The 24092-nt window shown below is 42.5% G+C and carries 16 protein-coding genes; 7 read left to right on the top strand and 9 right to left on the bottom strand.

Annotated elements, in window-relative coordinates; all coding sequences use genetic code 11:
- From V7L07_RS12780 to V7L07_RS12795, 4 genes are all read left to right on the top strand, one after another.
- On the top strand, positions 1 to 2969 hold a 2969-nt coding region (locus V7L07_RS12780; protein ID WP_335058284.1), incomplete at its 5' end, for a hybrid sensor histidine kinase/response regulator.
- Positions 2970 to 3344: 375 nt separating this feature from the next.
- Positions 3345 to 5414, top strand: coding sequence for a prolyl oligopeptidase family serine peptidase (locus V7L07_RS12785; protein WP_335058286.1), 2070 nt, complete (start codon positions 3345 to 3347; stop codon positions 5412 to 5414).
- Positions 5415 to 5634: 220 nt separating this feature from the next.
- Entirely contained in the window at positions 5635 to 6210 is a 576-nt protein-coding gene (locus V7L07_RS12790) for a TIGR04376 family protein (protein ID WP_334694805.1), read from the top strand.
- Positions 6211 to 6295: 85 nt separating this feature from the next.
- Positions 6296 to 6859, top strand: coding sequence for a GNAT family N-acetyltransferase (locus V7L07_RS12795; protein ID WP_335058288.1), 564 nt, complete (start codon positions 6296 to 6298; stop codon positions 6857 to 6859).
- Between the two features lie 154 nt (positions 6860 to 7013).
- Here V7L07_RS12795 and hisC read toward each other — a convergent pair whose 3' ends face one another.
- Positions 7014 to 8075, bottom strand: a complete 1062-nt coding sequence (hisC, locus tag V7L07_RS12800; protein WP_335058290.1) for a histidinol-phosphate transaminase — start codon at positions 8073 to 8075, stop codon at positions 7014 to 7016.
- A gap of 183 nt (positions 8076 to 8258) precedes the next feature.
- On the opposite strand from hisC, the gene V7L07_RS12805 reads away from it, so the two are divergent.
- The 3 genes from V7L07_RS12805 to V7L07_RS12815 all read left to right on the top strand — a co-directional run bounded on the left by V7L07_RS12805 (position 8259) and on the right by V7L07_RS12815 (position 13873).
- Complete coding sequence (locus V7L07_RS12805) at positions 8259 to 10355, top strand: TonB-dependent receptor plug domain-containing protein (protein ID WP_335058292.1); 2097 nt, start codon at positions 8259 to 8261, stop codon at positions 10353 to 10355.
- 563 nt (positions 10356 to 10918) lie between these two features.
- Positions 10919 to 11467, top strand: a complete 549-nt coding sequence (locus V7L07_RS12810) for a type IV pilin-like G/H family protein (protein WP_335058294.1) — start codon at positions 10919 to 10921, stop codon at positions 11465 to 11467.
- 186 nt (positions 11468 to 11653) lie between these two features.
- On the top strand, positions 11654 to 13873 hold the full coding sequence (locus V7L07_RS12815; protein WP_335058297.1) for an O-linked N-acetylglucosamine transferase, SPINDLY family protein: 2220 nt from the start codon (positions 11654 to 11656) through the stop codon (positions 13871 to 13873).
- 465 nt (positions 13874 to 14338) lie between these two features.
- Here V7L07_RS12815 and V7L07_RS12820 read toward each other — a convergent pair whose 3' ends face one another.
- From V7L07_RS12820 to V7L07_RS12855, 8 genes are all read right to left on the bottom strand, one after another.
- The gene (locus V7L07_RS12820) at positions 14339 to 14785 is read right to left on the bottom strand and encodes a tellurite resistance TerB family protein (RefSeq protein WP_335058299.1); all 447 of its coding nucleotides are present in this window, start codon (positions 14783 to 14785) and stop codon (positions 14339 to 14341) included.
- Positions 14786 to 14964: 179 nt separating this feature from the next.
- Positions 14965 to 15102, bottom strand: a complete 138-nt coding sequence (locus tag V7L07_RS12825) for a hypothetical protein (protein ID WP_179064901.1) — start codon at positions 15100 to 15102, stop codon at positions 14965 to 14967.
- Between the two features lie 385 nt (positions 15103 to 15487).
- Positions 15488 to 16381 carry a bile acid:sodium symporter family protein gene (locus tag V7L07_RS12830; RefSeq protein ID WP_335058302.1) on the bottom strand — a complete coding sequence of 298 codons (894 nt, stop codon included), beginning with the start codon at positions 16379 to 16381 and terminating at the stop codon, positions 15488 to 15490.
- A gap of 95 nt (positions 16382 to 16476) precedes the next feature.
- Positions 16477 to 18882 carry a sulfatase-like hydrolase/transferase gene (locus V7L07_RS12835; RefSeq protein ID WP_335058304.1) on the bottom strand — a complete coding sequence of 802 codons (2406 nt, stop codon included), beginning with the start codon at positions 18880 to 18882 and terminating at the stop codon, positions 16477 to 16479.
- A gap of 191 nt (positions 18883 to 19073) precedes the next feature.
- Positions 19074 to 20012: a formylglycine-generating enzyme family protein gene (locus V7L07_RS12840; protein WP_335058306.1), complete on the bottom strand. Its 939-nt coding sequence runs from the start codon at positions 20010 to 20012 to the stop codon at positions 19074 to 19076.
- A gap of 798 nt (positions 20013 to 20810) precedes the next feature.
- Positions 20811 to 21731: a histone deacetylase family protein gene (locus V7L07_RS12845; protein ID WP_335058308.1), complete on the bottom strand. Its 921-nt coding sequence runs from the start codon at positions 21729 to 21731 to the stop codon at positions 20811 to 20813.
- 59 nt (positions 21732 to 21790) lie between these two features.
- Entirely contained in the window at positions 21791 to 22609 is an 819-nt protein-coding gene (locus V7L07_RS12850) for a type 1 glutamine amidotransferase (protein ID WP_335058310.1), read from the bottom strand.
- Between the two features lie 104 nt (positions 22610 to 22713).
- The gene (locus V7L07_RS12855) at positions 22714 to 24051 is read right to left on the bottom strand and encodes a Mur ligase family protein (protein WP_335058312.1); all 1338 of its coding nucleotides are present in this window, start codon (positions 24049 to 24051) and stop codon (positions 22714 to 22716) included.
- Positions 24052 to 24092: the final 41 nt, after the last annotated feature.

Here is a 24092-nt window from a genome sequence, read left to right on the forward strand (position 1 = left end):
AGATGGAACTCACAGAATTATCTGTGAATGAACTATCAGAAACTATTAGTTTTGGCGAAACTTCAGATTCAGCATCAGCCGAAGCACAGCCAGATAATTTATTCGGCTCCTTTGATGAAAATCCGCAACTGCTGTTTGAAGATGTTGCCACAGATTCCACCTATATTCAGATGGAACTCACAGAATTATCTGTGAATGAACTATCAGAAACTATTAGTTTTGGCGAAACTTCAGATTCAGCATCAGCCGAAGCACAGCCAGATGATTTATTCGGCTCCTTTGATGAAAATTCGCTACTGCTGTTTGAAGATGTAGTCACAGATTCCACCTATATTCAGATGGAACCCACAGAATTATCTGTGGATGAACTATCAGAAACTATTAGTTTTGGTGAAACTTCAGATTCAGCCCAGACAAGCTCAGAAGTTTTAGAGTTAGACACGACCTTTGAATTCACAGAAAATACAGATTTTGAAAATGATTTATTGTTAACAGCAACGACTCTGATAGCAGCAGTAAATCAGGAAGAATTAGGAGAAAATGCGACAAGAATTGACTCAGAAGCTATCAATGACTTCACACAAACGGTTATTCAGGAAGATGTAGCAACCGATTTGTGGAATTTAGGAGAGATATCTGAAGTTGCAGCAGTGTCAGAGGGAGAAAATGCTATCATCGCCCCGACTGAAGAATTGGCGACTACAGAACCTATTGAAGAGATTGCTTCAGAAGATGAATTTGCAGACTTAGAAGCATTACTAGGAGAGGAATTAGCACCCATCTCCAAAACTAAGGAGATACCAGAAGTAGATTTTGCTGCCCTGGAAGAATTGTTAGGTACAGATAGCGATCGCGTCCAGCCCCAAGACATTCAACCAGTCTTGGCGAAAAATCCCATTCCATCACCAGCGATCAAAGATGAATTTGGTGATTTGGAGAAGTTGTTGGCAGAAGCAGATCAAACAATATCCCATTCTCCTGTAGTCAAATCTAACACCAACAAATCTACCCGCCCCTCTACTCGTCGGGCTGCGAGATTTGAAGAAACGATGAAGGTTCCAGTGAAACAACTGGACGATATGAGTAATTTGGTTGGGGAGTTGGTGGTAAACCGCAATACCTTAGAGCAAGATCATGAACGGCTGCGGCAGTCATTAGATAACTTGCTGATTCAGGTACAACAACTCTCAGATGTCGGCGCAAGGATGCAGGAGTTATACGAGCGATCGCTCCTAGAAGCCTCTCTGTTAGCTGGACGCAAAAAGAAAGACCCAGGCTTTCAAGCGCCAGATTCCAACGCCGAAAGGGGTTTTAGCGAGTTAGAAATGGATCGTTTTACTCCCTTCCATACACTCTCACAACAGATGATTGAGCGCATTGTGCGAGTGCGTGAGTCGGCTAGTGACATTGATTTTGTTACCGAAGAAACCGAGCGAGTCGCAAGGCAGTTCCGCCAAGTAACCACACAGTTACAAGAGGGATTAACTAGAGCGCGAATGGTACCTTTTGCCCAAACAATCGATCGCTGGCGACGAGGAGTGCGCGACAATGCTATTAAGTGTGGCAAACAAGTAGAGTTGGTGATCGAAGGTGGCGATACCTTAATTGACAAGATGATTTTGGATCATCTGACCGATCCGCTGACTCACATGCTGAATAATGCGATCGCTCACGGTATTGAAACCCCAGAAGAGAGGCAAGCTGCTGGTAAACCACCCGTAGGAATCATTACTATCCGCGCCTTCCACCAAGGCAACCAAACGATCATTTCTGTAGGTGATGATGGCGCAGGTATCGACTCTGCACGAGTTAAGGCTAAGGCGGTGAAGATTGGTATGCTTACAGAAGCACAGGCAAAAGCCATGTCTCGCCTAGAAGTCTACGATCTGCTGTTCCAGTCTGGTTTTACAATTAAAGACCAAGCGGATGAAATTTCCGGTCGTGGTGTGGGTATGGACGTAGTGCGCTCCGAAATTAGCGAAATTCGGGGAACAGTGAACACCGATTCTGCTATTGGCAAGGGAACTACCTTCACTATTCGTTTACCATTGACTCTAAGTATTTGTAAAGCTCTCTGCTGCGTCTCCGATCGAGCCAGAATTGCCTTCCCGATGGATGGTGTAGAAGATACGCTAGATATACCAGTCAAAAATATTCAACATGATGCCAATGGGCAATCATTTATTTCTTGGCGTGATACAGTGCTGCCATTCCGACCTCTGAAGGAACTTTTAACCTTCAATCGCCAAATCAGTCGCGGTAATGTCTATGGCGGTACCAGAGATGATGATATGGTTTCTGTGGTTGTGGTGCGATCGGCAAATACCCTGATTGCTCTACAGATTGACCTGGTGTTGAGCGAACAAGAAATTGTAATTAAGCAATTTGAAGGGCCAGCCCCTAAACCCATTGGTGTAGCTGGTGCTACAGTCTTGGGTGATGGTCGGATTATGCCCATTGCTGACGTGCTGGAAATAATTGACATCTTCCAAGGACGGATTTCTACACAAACTGGTGGCAATTCTTGGCAACAAAAAGCTACTCCCCAAGATACCTCTCCAGCGAAGATTGATCCGACAGTGCTAATTGTCGATGACTCGATTACAGTCCGAGAGTTGCTATCCCTAACCTTTAATAAGGCAGGTTATCGCGTAGAACAGGCGCGTGACGGTCAGGAAGCTTGGGATAAACTCCGCTCGGGTCTACCTTGCGATATCGTATTTTGCGACATCGAAATGCCCCGTTGCGATGGACTGGAGTTACTCTCTCGCATTCAGAAAGACCCTAACCTCAATCACTTACCGATCGCCATGCTCACCTCGCGGGGTGCAGACAAGCACAGACAAATTGCGTCTCAACTCGGTGCTAGTGGCTACTTTACCAAGCCTTATCTCGAAGAAGCTCTTCTCGAAGCCGCAGCGCGAATGCTGAAAGGGGAGAAACTTATTACCACTACAAGTAATGCTTAGTTTCTCAAAATTGAGAAACACCTTGTAGGGGTGCTGTCAAGGCGAAAGACTCATTATTGTACAATACGCTTGGGTTAAGCATTTCTTTCTTCTCTCTGCGTTCTCCGCGCGTTGGCGGTTCGTTCAAAAATTGACTTTGGTAACAGAGTTTTAGCCTTAACTGAACTGTATTGGATTATTGTAGAGACGCGATGAATCGCCGTCTCTACAAGTGTTTGGCTTGACGAGAGTCAGAGTCTCTCAGAATACGTTCCCAGCCTCCAGGCTGGGAACGAGTTTAGGAGTGCTGTTTCGGTGACACCTCTCTCTGTTTCTATACTCCACGTCTTGGGTCTATCTTTGTAGTATATAAAGAAGCACTTTTGACCTAAGACTATGCCTGATTCTGAAAAACCGCTCACCTACCCATCCAGCCACAAAAGTAATCAAGTCGATGATTACCACGGTACTTTAGTCGCAGATCCTTACCGTTGGTTAGAAGATCCTGACTCTGAAGAAACAAAGACTTGGATTGAGGCACAAAATCAAGTTACTTTTGGCTACCTGAGTGAAATTCCTGCTAGGGAAAAAATTAAACAACGCCTTACCAAACTTTGGGATTATGAAAAATACGGTATCCCTTTTAAAGAAGGCGAACGCTACTTTTATTTTAAAAATGATGGGCTGCAAAATCAAAGTGTCCTTTACACTCTGAAAACCCTCGACGAGCAACCCAAAGTTTTACTCGACCCAAATAAACTCTCAGAAGACGGCACTGTTGCTCTTTCGGGATTATCTATTAGTGAGGATGGTAGACTTTTAGCTTATGGTCTATCATCTTCTGGTTCTGATTGGCAAGAGTGGAAAGTACGCGATGTTGAAACTGGTGAAGACCTCCAAGACCATTTAAAGTGGATTAAATTTTCTGGTGCATCTTGGACACACGATCATCAAGGTTTTTTCTACAGTCGCTACGATGAACCAAATGAAAAAACTCAATTAGAAGATGTTAACTATTATCAAAAGCTCTACTATCATCAATTAGGTCAACCCCAATCAGAAGACATTTTAATTTACGATCGTCCTGACCAAAAGGAATGGGGTTTTAGTGGTGAAGTGACTGAGGATGGACGCTATCTAATAATTTCAATTTGGCTGGGTACTGACTCCAAAAATTTAGTTTTCTCTAAAGATTTAACTACCCCTAATGCGGAAGTTGTAGAACTAATTAATCAGTTTGAGGCAGATTACAGCTTTATTGACAATGATGATAGCGTCTTTTATTTCCGCACAGATTTAAATGCGCCACGGGGAAGAGTGATTGCCATTGACACGAAAAACTCTGCGTCAGAAAATTGGCGAGAAATCATTCCCCAATCTGCGGAGACTTTGGAAAGTGTCGGTATACTTAATAATCAATTTGTTGCTGATTACCTCAAAGATGCTCACAGCCAAATCAAAATTTTTGACCTCAAAGGTGAGTTTATTCGAGAGGTAGAACTACCCGGACTTGGTTCAGCCGGAGGATTTGGTGGTAAGCGTTATGATACTGAAACTTTTTATAGTTTTACCAGCTTTACTATACCAGGCACTATTTATCGCTACAACTTGGTGACAGGAAAAAGCGAGGTTTTCCGCCAACCACAGGTAGATTTTAATCCTGATGATTATGAGACAAAACAAGTCTTTTATCAGAGCAAAGATGGTACTAGAGTGCCAATGTTTATTACCCACAAAAAGGGTATTAAATTAGATGGCAATAACCCTACTTATCTCTATGCTTATGGCGGTTTCAATGCCTCAATGACACCTAGTTTTTCTGTGAGTCTGTTGGTGTGGATGGAGATAGGTGGTATCTATGCTATGGCTAATATCCGTGGCGGTGGAGAATATGGCGAAGAATGGCATCAAGCAGGAATAAAAGATAAAAAGCAGAATGTCTTTGATGACTTTATTGGCGCTGCTGAGTGGTTGATTGCTAACAAGTATACTAAGACTGAGAAGTTAGCGATCGCAGGTGGTAGTAACGGCGGTTTATTAGTGGGTGCTTGCATAACCCAACGTCCTGATTTGTTTGGTGCAGCTTTACCCGCAGTCGGCGTCATGGATATGTTGCGGTTCCACAAATTTACCATCGGTTGGGCTTGGACTTCCGAATATGGTTCAGCAGATAATCCCGAAGAGTTTCCAGCGCTGTATGCTTATTCGCCATTACACAACATCAAACCAAATACAGCTTACCCAGCAACCTTGATTACCACAGCCGATCATGACGATCGCGTTGTCCCTGCTCATAGTTTCAAATTTGCCGCAGCTTTGCAAGCGGCTCACACAGGTAATACACCAACCTTAATTAGAATTGAAACTAAAGCCGGACATGGTGCGGGTAAACCCACAGCTAAAATTATCGAAGAAGCCGCAGACAAATGGGCTTTTTTGGTGCGTACTTTAGATGTGAAATTTTAGCAATTTTGTGGTCTTCTCCCAAAAGGAGACACCAAAAGCATAATAATCAGTGGCGGATCTGAATCCACCACTTATTTATTCTGACTCCTGTTAGCGGTAGCGGGGCGTTTAGCCCATTCAGAATTCAGAATTCTTCTTCAATATATTGATATTGTCCCGACAATGTGCGAGTAGTCAATACAATAAAATAGTCACGCACCCGATTTCTGGAGTTTTAGCAGTGGGCTTATTTGATGATTTGAGTCGGTTTCTAGAAAACCGTTTAGAAGAATTCTTGCGTAGCAATCCACATTTGGAGTTAGAGGCGCTGCTAGAACAGCTGCGTGAGCAAGAAGAAGACACATTAAAGCTGATCGCAGATTTACAAGTACAAGAAAAGCGATCGCAAGAAGAAATTCTGTCCACCGCTCAAGAAATTCAGCGTTGGCATATCCGTATTCAAAAAGCTAAAAACGCTGGTAGAGAAGATTTGGCGGCGGCGGCGGGTGAGCGAGAAGCAGCCTTGTTGCGCGAAGGAAATCAGCGTTGGGGACAGATGCAAGGGCTGAAAGAACGCATTCAGCAATCTCAGGAACTACTGCAAAAAATTCAGCAGCGGCGACAAGAGGTGCAAGCTAAAGCCGCCGAAGCACAGACAGCCCGTGCTAAAGCACAAACCCAGCAGCGTTTTGAAACCGTTGGCTGGTCGAATCAAACTAGCAGTTATTCTAGTGGTTTTGATGACTTAGAAGATAAGTTTCGTAGCTGGGAAACTCAGGATGAACTAGAACAAATGAAGCGGAATCTGCAAAAGTAAAATATTTTACTTTCAGTCTCAGGTTGCGATCGCTTGATAGAAAAAATCAAGATAAACTAGACAATGGCTAAATGAGGATTCACTAATGATATTGGAAACTCAACGCCTATTCTTGCGGGAAATGACGCCTTCTGACCTCGACCCGCTACTACTTGTCCTCGGCGATGCAGAATCGATGCGCTACTACCCAAAGCCCTTTGACCGCGAGATGGTGCAAAATTGGATTGATCGGCATTGCCGCAACTACGCACAGCACGGACTTGGCTTATGGGCGATGGTTCTCAAGGCGACAGGTGAGGTAATCGGCGACTGTGGACTGGTTTGGCAGGAGGTAGAAGGACACCAAGAACTCGAAATTGGTTATCATGTCCGCCGTGACCAACAAATGCAGGGTTACGCAACTGAAGCTGCATCTGCTTGCCAGGACTATGCCTTTAACGTACTGGGTTGCGATCATCGCGTCATTTCCCTGATTCGCCCAGAGAACATCCCGTCTCGGCGTGTAGCTGAGAAGAATGGCCTCAAGGTCGTTCAGGAAACACTCTGGCGTGACATACCGCACTATATATATGCTGTGCAATGCTCAGAAAGTAAATTTTTTGCAACAAGCAATTTTTTAGAAGTAGAGAAGTCAAAATTACAGGTGTAGCCGAGTTTTTAGATTCTCTTTTCCCCATCTTTCTTGTCTCCAAGGGAACTCCAAGAAATAAATTATCCAATATTGTGGGGTGGGCAACATGAGCGCCACTATATAAACTGGGCTTTCGTGTCGCCCACCCTACAAGAGTTAATTGGATATTTTGTTATTTGAAAGTCTTTAATAAATCAATTAGTGCCTCCACTAAAGCCTGATTTTGTTCATCAGTGCCAACAGTAATACGTAATTTATCATCTAGTCCAGGTTGCTTAAAGTAGCGGATTAAAATTCCCCCTTCCTTCAGTTTGTGATAAAGATATTCTGCGTTGCCTTCTCTTGGCTGTGCCAACAAAAAGTTAGTTTGGGAATCCCAAATATGAAAACCTAATTGCTTCAAGTCTCTTGCTAACTTAGTCCGTGATGCCTTAATCTTTGCTACACAAGCATTTTTATAAGCTTGGTCGGTAATAGCAGCTGTACCAATTGCACAGGCGATCGCATCAATGTTATAGCTATCTTTCACCTTAAACAATCCCTGCAACAGTTGGGGATTTGCCACCCCAAAACCCAGCCGTAATCCTGCCAACGAGTACCCCTTAGAAAGTGTCCGAATCACGATGACGTTTTCGTATTCCTTTACCAAAGCCAAGGCATTCTCTTCGGTAAAATCTACATAAGCTTCATCAATTACCAAAATCCCAGATAACTGGCTAGCTAATTTTCGCAAGTCATCTGTTGCCACCACATGCCCCGATGGACTATTGGGCGACGCAATAAATGTCACAGAACCATTGGCGGCAACCAGTTCTTCTAAAGGTAAGCTGTAGTCATCACTGTAAGGAATCTCAATAATTTTCGCCGCTTGCATTTCTGTTAATGTGCGATATAGCACGTAAGTTGGCATCGGGTAAACAACCTTATTCCCAGGTTCTACACAGGCTCGAATGATTACGCTCAATAATTCATCACTACCATTTCCGACAATAATCCAATCACTAGGAACTTCTAAAACTTTACTTGCAGCTTGTCGGAACTCTCCACCGAAAGGTTCTGGATACCGCCGTAACCACTCACCATCAATATTCCGTAGCACAGCTAATGCGGCAGGAGAAGGAGGATAGGGGTTCTCATTGCTGTTAAGTTTAATAATCTGTGTACCGCGTTGAGGCTGCTCACCGGGAACGTAGCTAGCCATTGCATCAACATTGGAGCGAAAGTATTTAGTCATAAGTCATAAGGCATTGGGCATTGGGCATTGCGTATTGAATTATAAATTACGAATTACGAATTACGAATTAACTAACAGTTTCATCTGAACCCTAGAAATATGACAGCATGTCTTTTGACACGATTTTACTATTACAGTGACAATGCTACGTAGTAACTGTTTTTACTTGGTGTGAAAGAGAACGTGAAAAAGGATTTTTTGTTGCTAACAGTTGCTTTACCGAGTTTACTGATAGTGTTTCCTAGTTATGCTGCTGAGAGTGAAATTGAGCAGAGAAATAATCATAAATCGACCGAAGTCATTTCAGATATTCCGAGTTTGAGTGAAATTGAGCTACCCGTTACTAATGCCGAATTATTATCTCAACAATCTGTACCGATTCAAGTTAATCCAGAAGAAACTCAGCCAGAAACAGAGCAAACTCCCAGCGATGATGCAGACATTTCTATAGAAGCGATCGCAGAACCAGATAATCTACCTCAATCTACTCCAACTTATGTAATTGATCGAGAAGAAATTCAAAAACAGGGCGCTACAAATTTAGCCGATATTTTGAAAAGAATGCCTGGTTTTGCAATCAATGATGTCGGTCATGGTGCAGATATTCACACAGGTACATACTATCGGGGAGCCTCTATTAATCAGTCTGTATTTCTGATTAATGGCAGACCAATTAACAATAATGTCAACACTTATCATGGCGGAACTGATTTAAATAGTATTCCTGTAGAGGCAATTGAACGAGTGGAATTATATAGCGGTACAGCCTCCGCTTTATTTGGTTCCTCAGCCTTTGGGGGAGTTGTGAATATCATCACCAAAGAAGGTTATGGCAAACCTAAATTGAGTGGGAGTGCAGAATTTGGCTCATTGAGTTTAAATAATCAACAAGTGACTTATGGTGGTTCATCTGATAAAGTCAAGTACAACTTTAGCTTTCAAAGATTCTTTACAGATAACCGTTACCGCGTCCCTGTAGGTGCAGCTAATCGTGATAGTCAGGGGTTTTTATCAAATGCAGACACAGCGACAAGTACTTACTTTGGTAGTATTGGAGTAGATTTAGATCAGAAAAACTCATTGAATTTAGATGTTACTAAACTCAGCAGTCGTCGCGGTTTAATTTATTTTGGTTTTCCTCTCCAAAGAGATAGATTAGACCACGATGGTTTAAACCTTGGCCTATCTTGGAAAACTCGACTAGGTAATGGCGAAAGCTCTAATTTGACAACTTCAATTGGTTATAACCAAGATTATTTCAGCACTTATGGCCCTACCGGAGCATTTTACCGTACAGGAGCTTTAGATACACAACAACTCACAGCTAGGGTAGATCATGAGTGGAAAATTACTGCCAATAATAAATTGCGTTGGGGATTAGACTTGAAAAACACCGACTTAATCGGTGATGTTTTGAGTACAAATCCTAGTAGTATTGCCAAAAATGAAACTGAAGATCGGAGTTTGTTCAATACAGCTTTATTTGCTGTCAATACTTGGAATATTAGCGATAATTTTTTGATAGATTTAGGCTTAAGGCAAAGCTTTGACAGCCAATTTGGAAATTATCTTAACCCTAGTGTAGGGTTGCGTTATGCCGTCACACCAATAGTAGCAGTGCATGGAAGTTGGGCGGGAGGGCAACGCAATCCTGGGTTAGATCAGTTGTATGTTTATGATACAGTTCATGGTTGGGAACCTAATCCTGATTTAAGACCGGAAACGGGTTCTACTTGGACTGCGGGAGTGGATGTTAATTTTTCTCAAAATCTGATTGGACAGTTTACTTACTTTGGTAGTAGTATAGGCGATCGCTTGGGAGTCATCGCCGGAAAATGGGCAAACATTGGACTAGTAGATACCAATGGTTTAGAGGCTGCATTGCAATTAAAAATTGCAAATAGCTGGTCAACTTTCCTCAACTATACTTATACAGATGCTCAAATCAAAACAGGAACAGAGGGAGGTTTGCAGTTAGGTTTGATTCCCTACTCTGTACTGCAAACTGGCGTGGGTTATCAAAATTCAGGTTGGCAGGCTAATTTGTATGTTACCTACAATAGTGGCGCTCGTAGATCCATCTTCGCTAACCCCAGTGACAAGCCTACAGATTTTGCACCGTCTTTCGTGAATTTAGATTTGAGCGGTCGTATACCTCTAACTAGCAATTTAGGACTGACAGTTTACTTAGAAAATCTACTTGGTGAGCAATATGAGCGAGTTAATCGCATATATAGCCCTGGATTTACTTTCCGTGTGGGTTTAAGCGCCAATTTTTAGATATTACAGCAGTTTTGATGTATTTAAACCACATCTGTCGTAAGGGCAAAGCAATGCTCATTGGTGTCAACTTAACGTGAAACCGCTCGTCCGTCGGGAATTGAAATTCCCGCCTCATAGCTAAAGTCATCTGAAGATGACTAAATATCGCCAAAAATCTCCAGTCTACTTCAGTAGACTTAAGCTATTAGCCCGAAAATTTATTTCCGGGCGGGTATGGAAGCCAACAGATAAGCTATTTCCAGCTTAAGTTGACACCAATAGGCAATGCTGTGACCCTACCGCATGGTCTATTTACCTGAAAATAGCTGTCAAAGATTGTGCAATGACAAAATCTCTGCTTCTGGCGCAGGGTTTATCTTAGCGTATATAGAAGAGGACGACTTGGAAACAAGAAACCTGCGATCGCCTTGGTGTAGGCTAGGGACTTTGAAATACAGGGATTTTGGATTATGTAACCCCATTTAACCAAACTTTTTTTCTGAAGGTGATAGGAAAGCGATCGCAAGTGGGTAAGTTACATCTAGAACACACAACCACTTCCTAGACCAGGGAAAACACTTATGAAAACCGAATTAAAAGCCAAGTTTCTTCACCACATCCTCGACAAAAAGAAAGAAAATGAGGGTTTTACACTTATTGAATTATTGGTAGTAATTATCATCATCGGTATTTTGTCTGCGATCGCTCTACCTTCTTTCTTGAACCAAGCTAACAAAGCCAAGCAGTCAGAAGCTAAAACTTATATAGGTTCCATGAACCGCGCCCAACAAGCATTTTACTTAGAAAAAAACGCATTTGCGGGTCAAGCTGATATTGGTAACTTAGGTCTTGGTATTGCAACACAAACCACAAATTACACATACTCAATTGCTGGTGGTGGTGCTAGTAGTACCCTAGTAACCAACCAAGCAGCAACAGTCGTTCCTCTCGCACCTCTCAAAAGTTATATCGGCGGCGTGGGTGTAGTAACTCAAACTGGTACGGGTGAAGCTACTACTATAGCTACTTTGTGTGAAGCTGATAAAGCAAAAGTTAACAGTGGTGCAGATGTAACGACAATCAGTGGTTTGGTTACTTGCCCCACCAACTTTAGCAGCTTATCTAAGTAGACATGTGAGTTAGTAGATAAAAATTACTCATTGGCAACACTTGATATAAAACTTAAGTTGCCATCACGACTTTTATTAAGCTAAATTACGTATTTTCCCAAGTGGGTAGATTCTTCTATCCACTTTATTTCAGCTTTGTGATTTATTTACAATCAGACTGCTCATATTTTTTCTAAGAGAATCAAAATGATTACTGATATATGTAATTGGCAAAATCAAGCTGAACAATACTTCATTCAAGAAAAATATTCGCAAGCAGCAGAGTTATACGAACAAGCAATAGAAATAGAGCCAAATACTATCTCTTATTATTGGCATTTAGGGTTACTACTGCTATTACAAGGGCAAGAAACAGAAGCTCAAATGACTTGGATGGTGCCAATAACAGAGGCAAATGAAGATCAGTTACCAATTTGGATAAATGAACTATTTCAATTTTTACAAATAGAAGCTGAAAGACGCGAGATACTGGCAGAATATTCTCTAGCTTGGCTAATTCGCCAGCATATACGGGAAATTAATCCTATTAATATAAATAATTTGCTTCAAATCCTTATACTTTCTATCAAATTAGAAGAATTTGAAGAAATTGATAATTTGAATGATTGGGGATTAATTGAAACGTTAAATGCAAAAGAAAATATAGAAATCAATACCGAATTATTAATCCAATTTTTAAAAGAATTTTTAAATACTCTCCCATTACATCCAATTAATATAAGTTTAATAGAAGCTAGTCTTCCTTATTTCACTGAAACTCATCAATGCTTCTCTCTACTGCTTCCTGCTGCTATCCAAATTGGCCATACTTTGCGGCAGCCTTTACTAGCAGCATCTCTGCTGGAATTGCACTTACGATTGGAGCCAGATAATGTAGAAATTTTGCGGCACTTGGCGACTTTTTATCAAGATGCTCGTAATTATTCTCAAGGTATAGAGACAGCTAGATTGTGTTATTCCTTATCAACAGGATTGGCTGATAAAATTTTTGCCCTCCATTTGCTGTTAAGGGGTTTAATGTCAGCAGGGGGATATTGGCAAGAGATATGTACAACTTGTCAAGAATTGGAAACTGTGTTTCAACAGTTTATTAAAGCTGAACGAATTCCTTTAGAAGAAGGAAGAATCTTACGGTTGCTTACGCCATCTTTTGCGATACCTCACATTAAAGATACTCCTGCGGATTTCCGAGCTATTCATAATGAATTAGCTGAAGTTTTTAACTTTTATATTAAAGCTATTGCCCAATCAGAAGGAAAAATTTATTGTCACAAAAATATCAATAATAGAGATTTATCTTTCCCTGCTAAGAAGTTAAAAATTGGTTATGTATCTTACGCTTTAAGGAATCATTCTGTTGGTTGGTTAGCTCGCTGGTTATTTCAACATCATGACCGAGATAAATTTGATATTCATACTTATTTTGTTAACTACACATTAGTAAATGACTATCTCCAAGAGTGGTATCTAGGTCAGGCAGGCAAACCTCGTCAATTAGGTATGAATGGTCTAGAAATTGCTGACCAGATATATCAAGATGAAATTGATATTTTAATTGACCTTGACAGTATCACTCTAGATATTACCAGTGAAGTGATGGCACTCAAGCCAGCACCAATTCAAGTTACTTGGCTGGGATGGGATGCATCAGGCATACCTGCAATTGATTACTTTATTGCAGATCCTTATGTACTACCAAATGATGCACAAGATTACTATACAGAAAAAATATGGCGATTACCCCAAACTTATATAGCAGTAGATGGTTTTGAAGTTGGTGTCCCAACTCTCCGCCGCGATGACTTGGATATTCCTATGGATGCCGTTGTCTATCTCAGCGCTCAAAGAGGATATAAACGCCATCCAGAAACGACAAAATGGCAAATGCAAATTATTAAACAAGTACCTAACAGCTACTTTTTGATTAAAGGACTTGCTGAGGAGGAAACAATTAAACGCTTCTTTTACCAAATTGCCGAAGAAGAGGGTGTAGATTGTTCTCGGTTACGATTTTTACCACAAGTTCATTCAGAGGCAGTTCATCGTGCTAATTTAGGCATTGCTGATATCGTATTAGATACTTTTCCCTACAACGGAGCTACGACAACCCTAGAAACCCTCTGGATGGGTATCCCTTTAGTAACCAGAGTTGGACAACAATTTGCAGCACGTAACAGCTACACTATGATGATGAATGCGGGTATTACAGAAGGCATTGCCTGGACAGATGAAGAGTATATAGAATGGGGTGTGCGCTTGGGTAAAGATGAAGCTTTACGCCAGCAGGTGGTTTTGAAACTGAAAGCATCTCGACAAACAGCACCCCTTTGGAATGGTAAGCAGTTTACTCGTGAGATGGAGAAGGCTTATCAGCAAATGTGGCAGAGTTATATTGAGAAAAAATAAGCTCGTAGTTCAAGAGTCAGAATTCAGAATGGGCTACGCCCCGCTGCGCTAACAGAATTCAGAATACTCTATCCATGTGCCCTTACAGAAAAGCGGGAGCATCCCAAATGTGTAAAACATAATTTGTCATTGCGAGTGGAACGCAGTGAAGCAAAGCAATCGCAACATCTGTAGTTTGCGATTGCTTTATTTTGCAACTCTTGGAGCAAGATCCCGGTAGGGGTACGCTTCATTCGCAATGACAAGTAACGATTTTGGTAAATTTACAAAATTGGGATGTTTCCCAAAGAAGCAAGCTACGCGCAGTGTCTCGTAGACAAGCGACTTGGCTTCTAAGTTCTTCTTGATAAATAATTTTGAATAGCAAAAAATAGTGGCAAAGAAGCTGAACTTCCTTGCCATGCTTTGTTTATAAGCTACTCATACAATTTAATCAGGTAGGTATAACAGGTTATGTTCCACACCCTATGCGCGATTTTTAATCAAGATTACTTGCACAATTTGTATTGCTATCTCACTAGAAACCCCTAAAGCTTGATATAGATCATTTAAAAAGTTTTTTTCTTCTTCAAGTACAATACCTTCAGCTAGGACTAAATCGGTCACTACTGCAAAGGCTGCTTCTCGCAAGTCTTGAGATAAAGAATCTTTTGCTGCATTAAACAAAGCATTAAAGCCATCACCCTGGAGAATGCCCAAGATTTTGTCAAACAGCCTGTCCATCATTTCGTGGGGATAACTTTTAAAAAGTTTCATCCGAGACAACACAGAAATGATAGAATTTGCTTGCTCAACAGAAAGATAACCGTCTGAAGCTGTTGCCGTCAATATAATGACAGCAAAAGCTTCCGCTGGATTGAGTGCTGCTTGGGTTTGGCTTTCTGTGCCCAACACAGCGTCGAATAGACCCATTGTAGTAGCTCCTTGGTTAGAGTCCCAATAGCGTTATAGCTACCTGTGTGTTTGGTAGATTTACAGGTAAGACTATAACGCTATGAGACTTTCATATCTTAGTGTTCCCAGGATTCATTCAAGGCGAACACTTGCACCCAATGGTTTTTTGGCAGGAACTACATTGCCGTTTGTAAACTTTAGCGTTCTCCTGTCTTTTCTATTGTCTCAATTACCGCCAAACCTATACTAGAAGCTGCTATTAACAGCACTATTGATATCAAATAGGCATTTGTCAGTATCCGCAGGGCTTCATCGAAAAAAATATAGGTGGTCATTGCTTCACCTTTTGAACTTTGTGCTGCTAGTACTTTTTATTTCTCCACACCCTGATAGGTGTATTTCGCTGAGAAACTGCTAGCAATTGCATCTTAACAAAACTTTAGCTCTTTCAGAACACTGCTTAAAATTTTTCTTTCTGAAGATTTGATGAAGTAGGGGATTGGGGACTGGGGATTGGGGACTGGGGACTGGGGACTGACCCTGAGCGCAATCGTACCCCTCTGGGGAAGCAAGCTACGGTAGCGTCCCGTAGGAAAGTTAGCCGAAGTATTGGGGATTAGGGACTGGGCACAAGAGCCGGAGGAGTGCAGGGGAAAGACTTACTCCAACTTCCCCTCTAGCCCCCATACTTTCCCTAGTCCCTAGTCCCCAGTCCCCAATTTACGAAACTTTTACCTGGTCTATTTCTAGAATCTTTTCTTCTTGAATTTCTGTAAACTTTTGTCCGGCGATGAGAACTATGACCAACATTAGTAAACTCGTCACCATAATGATGCTCACGACGTTGGGATCGTCGAAATTGCTCGTACCCACTAATAATGCTGCGGCAAAATTGCGTTGAGCGGTTCCTACTCCTAGTACTCGTTGGGTATCGATACCAGGGCCGCCCAAAAGATAACCTACAGAAAAGGAAAATACAATGAAAACCGCACAAACTAAGATTGCACCTGTTTGCAGTAAAGTGATAATTTCGTAAAAGTGTACAGCAAGCCTCACTGCTAGACCTAAAAATAATCCAGCACTAGATATTTTCGACACAATCGGCTGGAAGCTAGAGGCGATCGTAGCAAACTTGGCTTTGATAAATAACCCTATGGCTAATGGGCTTAACATCAAAAACAGCAAGGGTTTGGCAATGTCCCAAGAGTTAACTTGTACTCCTTGCAAAACTAAGGGCAGTGCGATAGGCATATATATAATTGTGCCAAACATCAGCAACATCATTAATCCTGTAGAGAAAGCCACATTACCTTTGACTATTTGAGCAAGTTTGGGTAAAGCTGGGGGGCCTGCTGCTATTGCCATAATGATGAAACCATCTTTGATTGGTTCACTCAGAGGCACTATTTGCAACAGCAAATACACAAAAAGTGGTACCAAAACAAAATTTGCTACCAAAGATAAGACGATTAAACGAATATTGCGGAGTGGTTCCCAAATCTGCTGTACGGTTAGACGTAAACCAGTACCCAGCATGGTGGCAACAATAAATGTGAGAAATGCTAGCTTGTCGATTAGTGGAAAGATGTCAATTAGTGAAAAGATATCGCTCATAATTTTTGATTAAAAAAATATCCAATTATTTATTGTGGGGTGAGCTATATGAGCGCCTTTGGTTACTGGGCGGGCAAGATGCCCACCCCACAAGATTATTTCTTGGAAATCCCTACGTTTTGTTCTATTTGAGGTTGTTCTGACTTGATATCAAGAGTGACTTGCTGTAAGTTTCCTGTGAATGCAAAGGGGACTTTGTAGGTTTCAACTACAGGTGTACCTGTATCGCGACCAACATCAAAGGTTTCGTCAAGGGCCCAACGAAAAGCGATAGTTTTGGCAATTCGACCCTCGGCTACCTGTTTGTCGTTGATGAATAGTTTGCCAGTTCCACCAGTCCCAAGAGTGCCACCGTCGTAGTCAAAATCAAATCGCAGTGTAGATTTACCTGTGGGTACTGTTTCTGTAGATTGAATAATGTAGCGTTCAGCATTGACGAAATTGTAAGCATAAGTCGGCTTGCCATCCTCAAGGAAGAAACTCCAACCAGAAAAGCGTCCGCCTTGTGTCAATAGAATGCCCTCTGCACCGCTTTCAGGAATATCCACATTTGCAGTGATGCTGAAGGAGCGATTTTTGATGTTGGGGGCACTACCTTCTGGAATTCCGAATGTGCCTGGATAGTAAGTAAAGCTGGTGCGTCCTGTAAGTAAGCTGGGGCGGAGTTGGATATCAAACCGTTCAAAAGCGCGATCGTCTAATGGTAATACTTGGTATTTCTTGGCTTCAGACAAAAACAATTTCTGGAGTTTTTGCAGCTTTTCGGGATTTTGATCGGCTAAATTGTTCGCTTCACTAAAATCTTTCTCAATATTGTATAGTTCCCACGGATCTCGATCAAAGTCAGCTTTGATAGTAGCTTGCCAAGGCAAACGAGGATGACGAGCCGCCGCAATCCAGCCTTGATCGTAAATGGCTCGATTACCAAGCATCTCGAAATACTGAGTTTTCCGATGGGAAGCAGCATCGGCATCATCAAAGGTGTAGGCAAGGCTAGTACCTTCAATCGGTTGTTGTTTGACTCCATTGACTTGAGTCGGGGCAGTAATTCCTGTAGCTTCTAAAATGGTGGGCGCAATATCAATTACATGATGGAATTGGCTGCGGAGTCCTCCTCGATCTTTGATGCGTTGGCGAAGCCCGCCGGAGGCATCGCCCCAAGAAATTACTAAGGGATTCCGAGTCCCGCCAAAGTGAGAGGCGATTTGTTTTGTCCATTGGAAAGGAGTATTCACCGCCCATGCCCAACCCGCAGGAAAATGATTGAATGTCTTAGGACTTCCCAATTCATCAATTGAGGCTAGTAGTTGTTCTGGGTTTTCGGGTACGCCATTGAAGACTTTTAACTCATTGACACTGCCTGTTAAACCACCTTCGGCACTAGCACCGTTGTCCCCGACTATGTAAATTACTAAGGTGTTATCTAGTTCGCCAAGTTGATCTATGCCATCAATCAACCGTCCCACTTCATAGTCTGTATGTGCCAAAAATCCGGCAAACACTTCTACCATGTGGCTATAGAGTTTCTGCTGTTCTGCCGATAGGGAATCCCAAGCCGGTAGTTCTTTGGGACGGGGAGTTAGCTGGGCATTTTCTGGAATCACACCCAGTTGTTTCTGACGAGCAAAGGTTTCTTCCCGCAATTTATCCCACCCTTGGTTAAACTTGCCTTGATATTTGTCAATCCAGGCTTTGGGCGCGTGGTGGGGTGCGTGGGTAGCACCAGTAGCAAGATAAGTAAAGAAAGGTTTGTCAGGAGCAATAGATTGTTGAGAGCGAATCCAGGCGATCGCATGGTCTACTAAATCTGGGGTCAAGTGATAATCTGGGTTATCGCTAGGTTTGTCCACCCGTTTGGTATTTTCTACCAAAGCCGGAGACCATTGGTTAGTATCACCACCTAAGAAACCGTAAAAATACTCAAACCCTAACCTTGTCGGCCAGCGATCAAAAGGGCCGGCGGCACTGGTTTCATAGTCTGGCGTGTTGTGCCATTTGCCGAAAGCAGCCGTGTTATAGCCATTTTGACGCAGCACTTCTGCCACAGTGGCAGCACTCTGAGGCAAAATCGCCGTGTAACCTGGATAACCTGTAGCTAACTCTGTGACTACACCTGTACTTACTGAGTGATGATTGCGCCCAGTTAACAATGCTGCCCGTGTCGGTGAACAGAGGGCTGTAGTGTGGAATTGGTTATAGCGTAATCCTCTTTCGGCCAAGCGAGTCAAATTAGGAGTTTCGACTGGGCCGCCAAAGGTACTTGCTTGTCCAAAGCCCACATCATCGAGCAGTATTAGCAGCACATTGGGAGCTTGTGCCGGAGCGGTAATTGATGACGGAAAATCTGGTTTTGAATCTTTGTAGGTAATGCCGATTTTGCCTTTGAACGACTCTTCAGGAATCGGCAGAATTTTTGATGTGGCTGCGACAGAAGGGCCAGTGAATGTAAACAAGATGATGAGGAAAGAGAGGGCGAGCGATCGCCAAAGTAAACGTGACATGTATTTAATCCTTTGAATCATTAGGCATGGGGAATAGGGATTGGGGACTGGGGACTGGGGACTGGGGAATAGGGAATAGGGATTGGGGACTGGGGAGTAGATGGGAAGTTGGAGTAAGTTTTTACTCTTTGCCCTTCTGGCTTTTGTGCCCAATCCCCAGTCCCCAATCCCCAATACCCAATCCCTTCGACTTACTTCAAGTTCTTCACCAAGCGAAAGCCGATATGCGTTGTTCCGGTGTCGGGGGCTTGAGACTCGCGTGCTGCTGGGCGGTAGCGGCTGCAATAGTTGGGCGCACACAAATAAGAGCCTCCTTTAATTACGTGTAGGGCAATCTCTGTGGGTTTGTTGGGGTCAAAACTCTGCTTTGGGCCTGTGGGGTTCATGCTATGAGTTTTGCTGTCATGTCCTAAAGCAAACCAGTCAAGGGTCAATTCCCAGACGTTACCAGCTATGTCATAAAGACCATAACCATTGGGTGGAAAGGAGCCGACTGGAGATGTACCCATATAACCATCACTTGTAGTGTTGAAAAAAGGGAATATTCCTTGCCAGGTGTTAGCTTTTTTCTCAGAATACTGATTGCCCCAAATGTAGGTTGTGTTGTCTAATCCACCACGGGCAGCGTATTCCCACTGAGCTTCAGTAGGTAGTGATTTTCCCGCCCATTTGGCGTAAGCGATCGCATCTTCGTAGGCAATGTGAACGACTGGATGATTTTCTTTTGTAGCGATTGCACTGTCGGGCCCAAAGGGATGTCGCCAATTGGCTCCTGTTGTCCAATGCCACCAACTCAAAAAGCTCTCACCTGGCTTTGCGATCTGGAATACGAGGGAACCTGGCGATCGCTGCTCATCAGGTAGATCGGGAAACTCTTCTTTAGATAAGGGACGTTCTGCAACTGTCACATATCCAGTTGCTTGGACAAACTGAGCAAATTGGGCGTTTGTGACTTCGTACTTGTCAATGCAGAAGGAAGTGACTGTTACATTCTCTGCCGATTGCTCTTCGACAAAACTAGAATTATCTGACCCTATTTTGAAACTACCTTCGGGAATTAGCGCCATCTCTTGAGGACAGTTGCTTTGTGTGGTGTCAATCGTGGCTGCAAATGTAGTTGAGTTAATCAAGAGAACAAACAGTAACGTTAAAAAAGTCAGAAAACAACAATTTTTCCCTAGCTTTGACATTGTAGAAATTAACCCCCTAGTACCGCAAGGCGGAATTAAAAATTAAAAATTAAAAATTAAAAATAAATACAGCGTAAAGGTTTCATTGATTGGTCATGAGTGGTTTATTTACGCCGTCTTTTACTAGATTGGGCGGTTGCAGTTCATAAACAGAATAGTAAAATTTTCACCAGCCTTCATAAAGCTGATACTGACTTCAACAACAACTATAAATATTCTGAAATAAGGCTTTATTATCTGAAGTTGGTAATAATTACTCTACCAATTAAAATTTATATTTCTTGACATGAAAGTGAAAAGGGATTATTCAGTTTTTCAATAGAAAGTTTGCTTATATTGATATATAAAAAATCTTGTTTTTATTAAAACTACTGTGAATTTATTGATTTACCGTAGTTATGTCTTAATATTGATAAATTACATCTTATCAAAAGATAAGTCAAGAACTTTTTCTGACCGAAGCATTGCCGAGTAATAACTGAGAATCCCCACTCAGCGAGAAGTTAGGAATCCCGTACTAAGTAAGTCGGCACAATAAAACCAAACTGTGTGAAGAAAAGTAAACAAGGCTCAAACCCTCTCTCCCCCTGCTCCCTGCTCCCTGCCCCCTGCCTTATCCCAACAATAATTATTTACGCCGACTTACTTAGAAGGCTTGCCGCAATCATCAAAACTTCTCCCAATGGGAGAGGCCAAGAGCGATCGCTGGCTCGAAACTCAGCACGAAGACGAGAAAGCCTAGACTAAACAACGTTCAATCGTTGCTACAACTGATTGAGAAAGAGTATCAAAGTCGTAACCACCTTCTAAGCCAAACAGAATTTTACGAGTTACACCTAGACAATAATCAGTAAATAAAGCGTAGTCTTCTGGCTGCAAATTTATACTTGCCAAAGGATCTTCCGCATTGGCATCGTAACCAGCACTGACAATTAGTAAATCCGGCTGAAAGTTGGCTAAAAACGGTACTACCTTATTTTCAAATAGTGGCTGATATACTGTAATATCGCTACCTGGGGCTACAGGCAAGTTGAGGACATTATTGTGAAAGCCCCGTTCTGTAGCTCTCCCAGTACCGGGATAACAAGGGTACTGATGTAACGAACAATAAGCAATTTGGGGATAAATTTCTACAATGGACTGAGTACCATTACCGTGATGTACATCCCAATCGAGGATGGCGACGCGGTTAACTTCGGGTTGTTCAAGGGCGAATAAAGCAGCGATCGCGGCATTGGAAAATAGGCAAAAGCCCATCCCCGCATCACTTTCTGCGTGATGTCCTGGGGGGCGCGCTAGTACAAAAGCTGGATTAGCCGACTTTAACACAAGCTCAACTCCATCCAACCATGCACTGACTGCTAACAATGCCACATCATAACTGCGCGGGGAAACTGGCGTATCTCCATCCAAAGGGCCGCCGCCACTAGAGGCGATTTGCCAAAGTTTTTTGATGTAGGCTGGGCTATGCGCTCTAACCAAAGAAGACATCAGTAAAGGCTGTTCGGATGCTGGTGTAGGCGATCGCCAGGTAATTTGATCTGCAAATGTAGCTTCTTTGAGGGCATTTGCGATCGCTATCAAGCGTTCTGGTTTTTCAGGATGGTATTTTCCAGTCTTGTGATCTAAAAATTCGTCAGAATAGATGACTGGCAGCATAGAATGAAAAAGGTTAGCAGCAGGGGGACAAGGGGGACAAGGTACTTAGGTTAGATGCGTTAAACTTTCGTCGCAGCAGCACTTGGTAAACTCACTTTCAACCGCTTAAACATTGCTTCTCGTGCTTGTACAGCAAGATTATCATCTAAAGGTTGTAATGCGATCGCTTCGTTATACTTCAGTCGCAGTGCTGTTTGAATTAACCAATCGGCGACAAAGGGATTTTTCGGTAATAAAGGGCCGTGAGAATAAGTAGCGATCGCATTCTGATAAAATGCTCCTTCTGTCCCATCTTCACCATTATTTCCCAAACCGTACACCACTCGCCCTAAAGCTTCCACTTTTCCCAACTTGGTGCGTCCGCCGTGATTTTCAAAGCCTACCAAATAAGGTGTGCTACCTGTCATCTCTTTTAAATCTCGCGCCAGACGTGAGGCTGTCACTTCAATTACCAAGTTTCCAATACAGCGCTTAGTATTTTCACCAGGATGCACAGAAACTAAATCGAGTATTCCCAAACCATCAATTCGTTGTCCCAAGCCTGGTTCATAATAATGTCCCAGTAATTGGGGTGAACCGCAAGTAAATACTCCTGGTGTGCCATTTTCGATTTTGTCACGCATTGCATCAGCTTTCGCACCTTGCAAATCACGCATGACAATTTCTTGCTGACGATCTTGTGCGCCACCACCAACGATTACATCTACAGTTTTAATATCTGCGGCTGTGGAATTTTGATCGAGGGGTAACACTTTCACATCGTATCCCCGCCATTGAGCGCGACGTTCTATAGTAATTACATTACCGCGATCGCCATAAGTACTCATCAGCGTTGGATAAAGCCAACCAATTGTTAATTCTAAATTTTGAGAAGTCATAAATTTGGGGATTGGGGATTGGGGACTGGGGATTGGGGACTGGGGACTGGGTGGGGACTGGGGGAGAATAACCAATGCCCAATACCCAATGCCCTATGACAAATTTAAAGAATTTTCCGACCAGTCAAAACTTCTCGCACTTCTAGCATGGCTGAGTAGGTTGGTAGAATATGCAGAGTTTCATTCTCTGGTGTATGCTCTAATGCAGTTGCGATCGCTTGTCGCAAATCTTCTTCGACAATTAAATTTAAGTTACTCTCCGTGGACTTTTGGCTGTAACGTAGACGTAGTGCCATATCGTAGACGCGATCGCCACTCACTACTATAGTTCCGCCGCGTTCAACTAATTTCTCGGTGTCTACGTCCCAAATCCAGGATACATCAGTGCCATCGGGTGTGCGATCGTTCAATACTAGCAATGTGGTTTTATCTGTGCTTTGAGTAACTACGCGAATGGTTTCATTCGTTCCCACAGGGTTTTTTGATAACAATATTCGCACTCGTTTGCCATTAATTACTAAATCTTCCGCACGACCAAAAGCAGCTTGGAATTTATTAATAGTATCTCTAATTGTTACTTCATCAACTCCCAATTCGATAGCCGCAGTGGCAGCTGCCAAAGTATTATATTTGTTGTATAAACCAACTAGAATTTGTGACCATTCATTACTTTCGAGAGTTGGTTTACTTTTAGTAAAACCACACTTAGGACAAGTAAAATCTCCCAAATGAGACAAATAAACACCCTTGTAATCTAGAGAATGTCCGCATTTTGGACAATAAATAGAATCAACAGCGTGAGGAATTGCTTCGAGATAATGTTCTGGTTCATTCAAGCCAAAAAATAACACCCGTTGGGGTAGCTGCTGACCAAGGTTAGATAAAGTTGGGTCATCAGCATTGGGAATTACTACCGTTTCTGCTGGTAGGGTAGAAATAACTTTTGTCCAACGCTTACTAATTGTATCTACTTCGCCGTACCTGTCGAGTTGGTCGCGGAACAAGTTTAAACAGAGAATGATTCGCGGCTGGAGTGGCGCTAATACTCTTGGTACAATATTTTCGTCAACTTCCAAAATGGCGTAATCAGAATTTAGCGTACCTAGTAAGTTAGTGCTTTCTAACAGCGCCGTCATCAAGCCATTTTCCAGATTTGCACCTGTAGAATTATGAGTGACACGAAAACCCTTGCGTTCTAGTATCGTGCATAAAAGCAGCGCTGTAGTAGTTTTGCCGTTAGTACCAGCAATTAAAATCACTCCGTTTTTAACTTGCTGACTCAATAATTGTAAGAGTCTGGGTTCAATGCGACGAGCAATCGAGCCTGGTAATACACTAGCAGCACCGAGACGGAGCGATCGCACAATAAATGTCACACTCTTTGCCACGGACACCGCGAAACCCAATCGCAGCCTATCTATGAATTGTATTTTGTTTCCCACATCTGTACCCTAGTCTTCTGGCAGTTGCTAATTAAAAGTGC

It is taken from the genome of Nostoc sp., assembly GCF_036916985.1.
Classification (GTDB): Bacteria; Cyanobacteriota; Cyanobacteriia; order Cyanobacteriales; family Nostocaceae; genus Nostoc.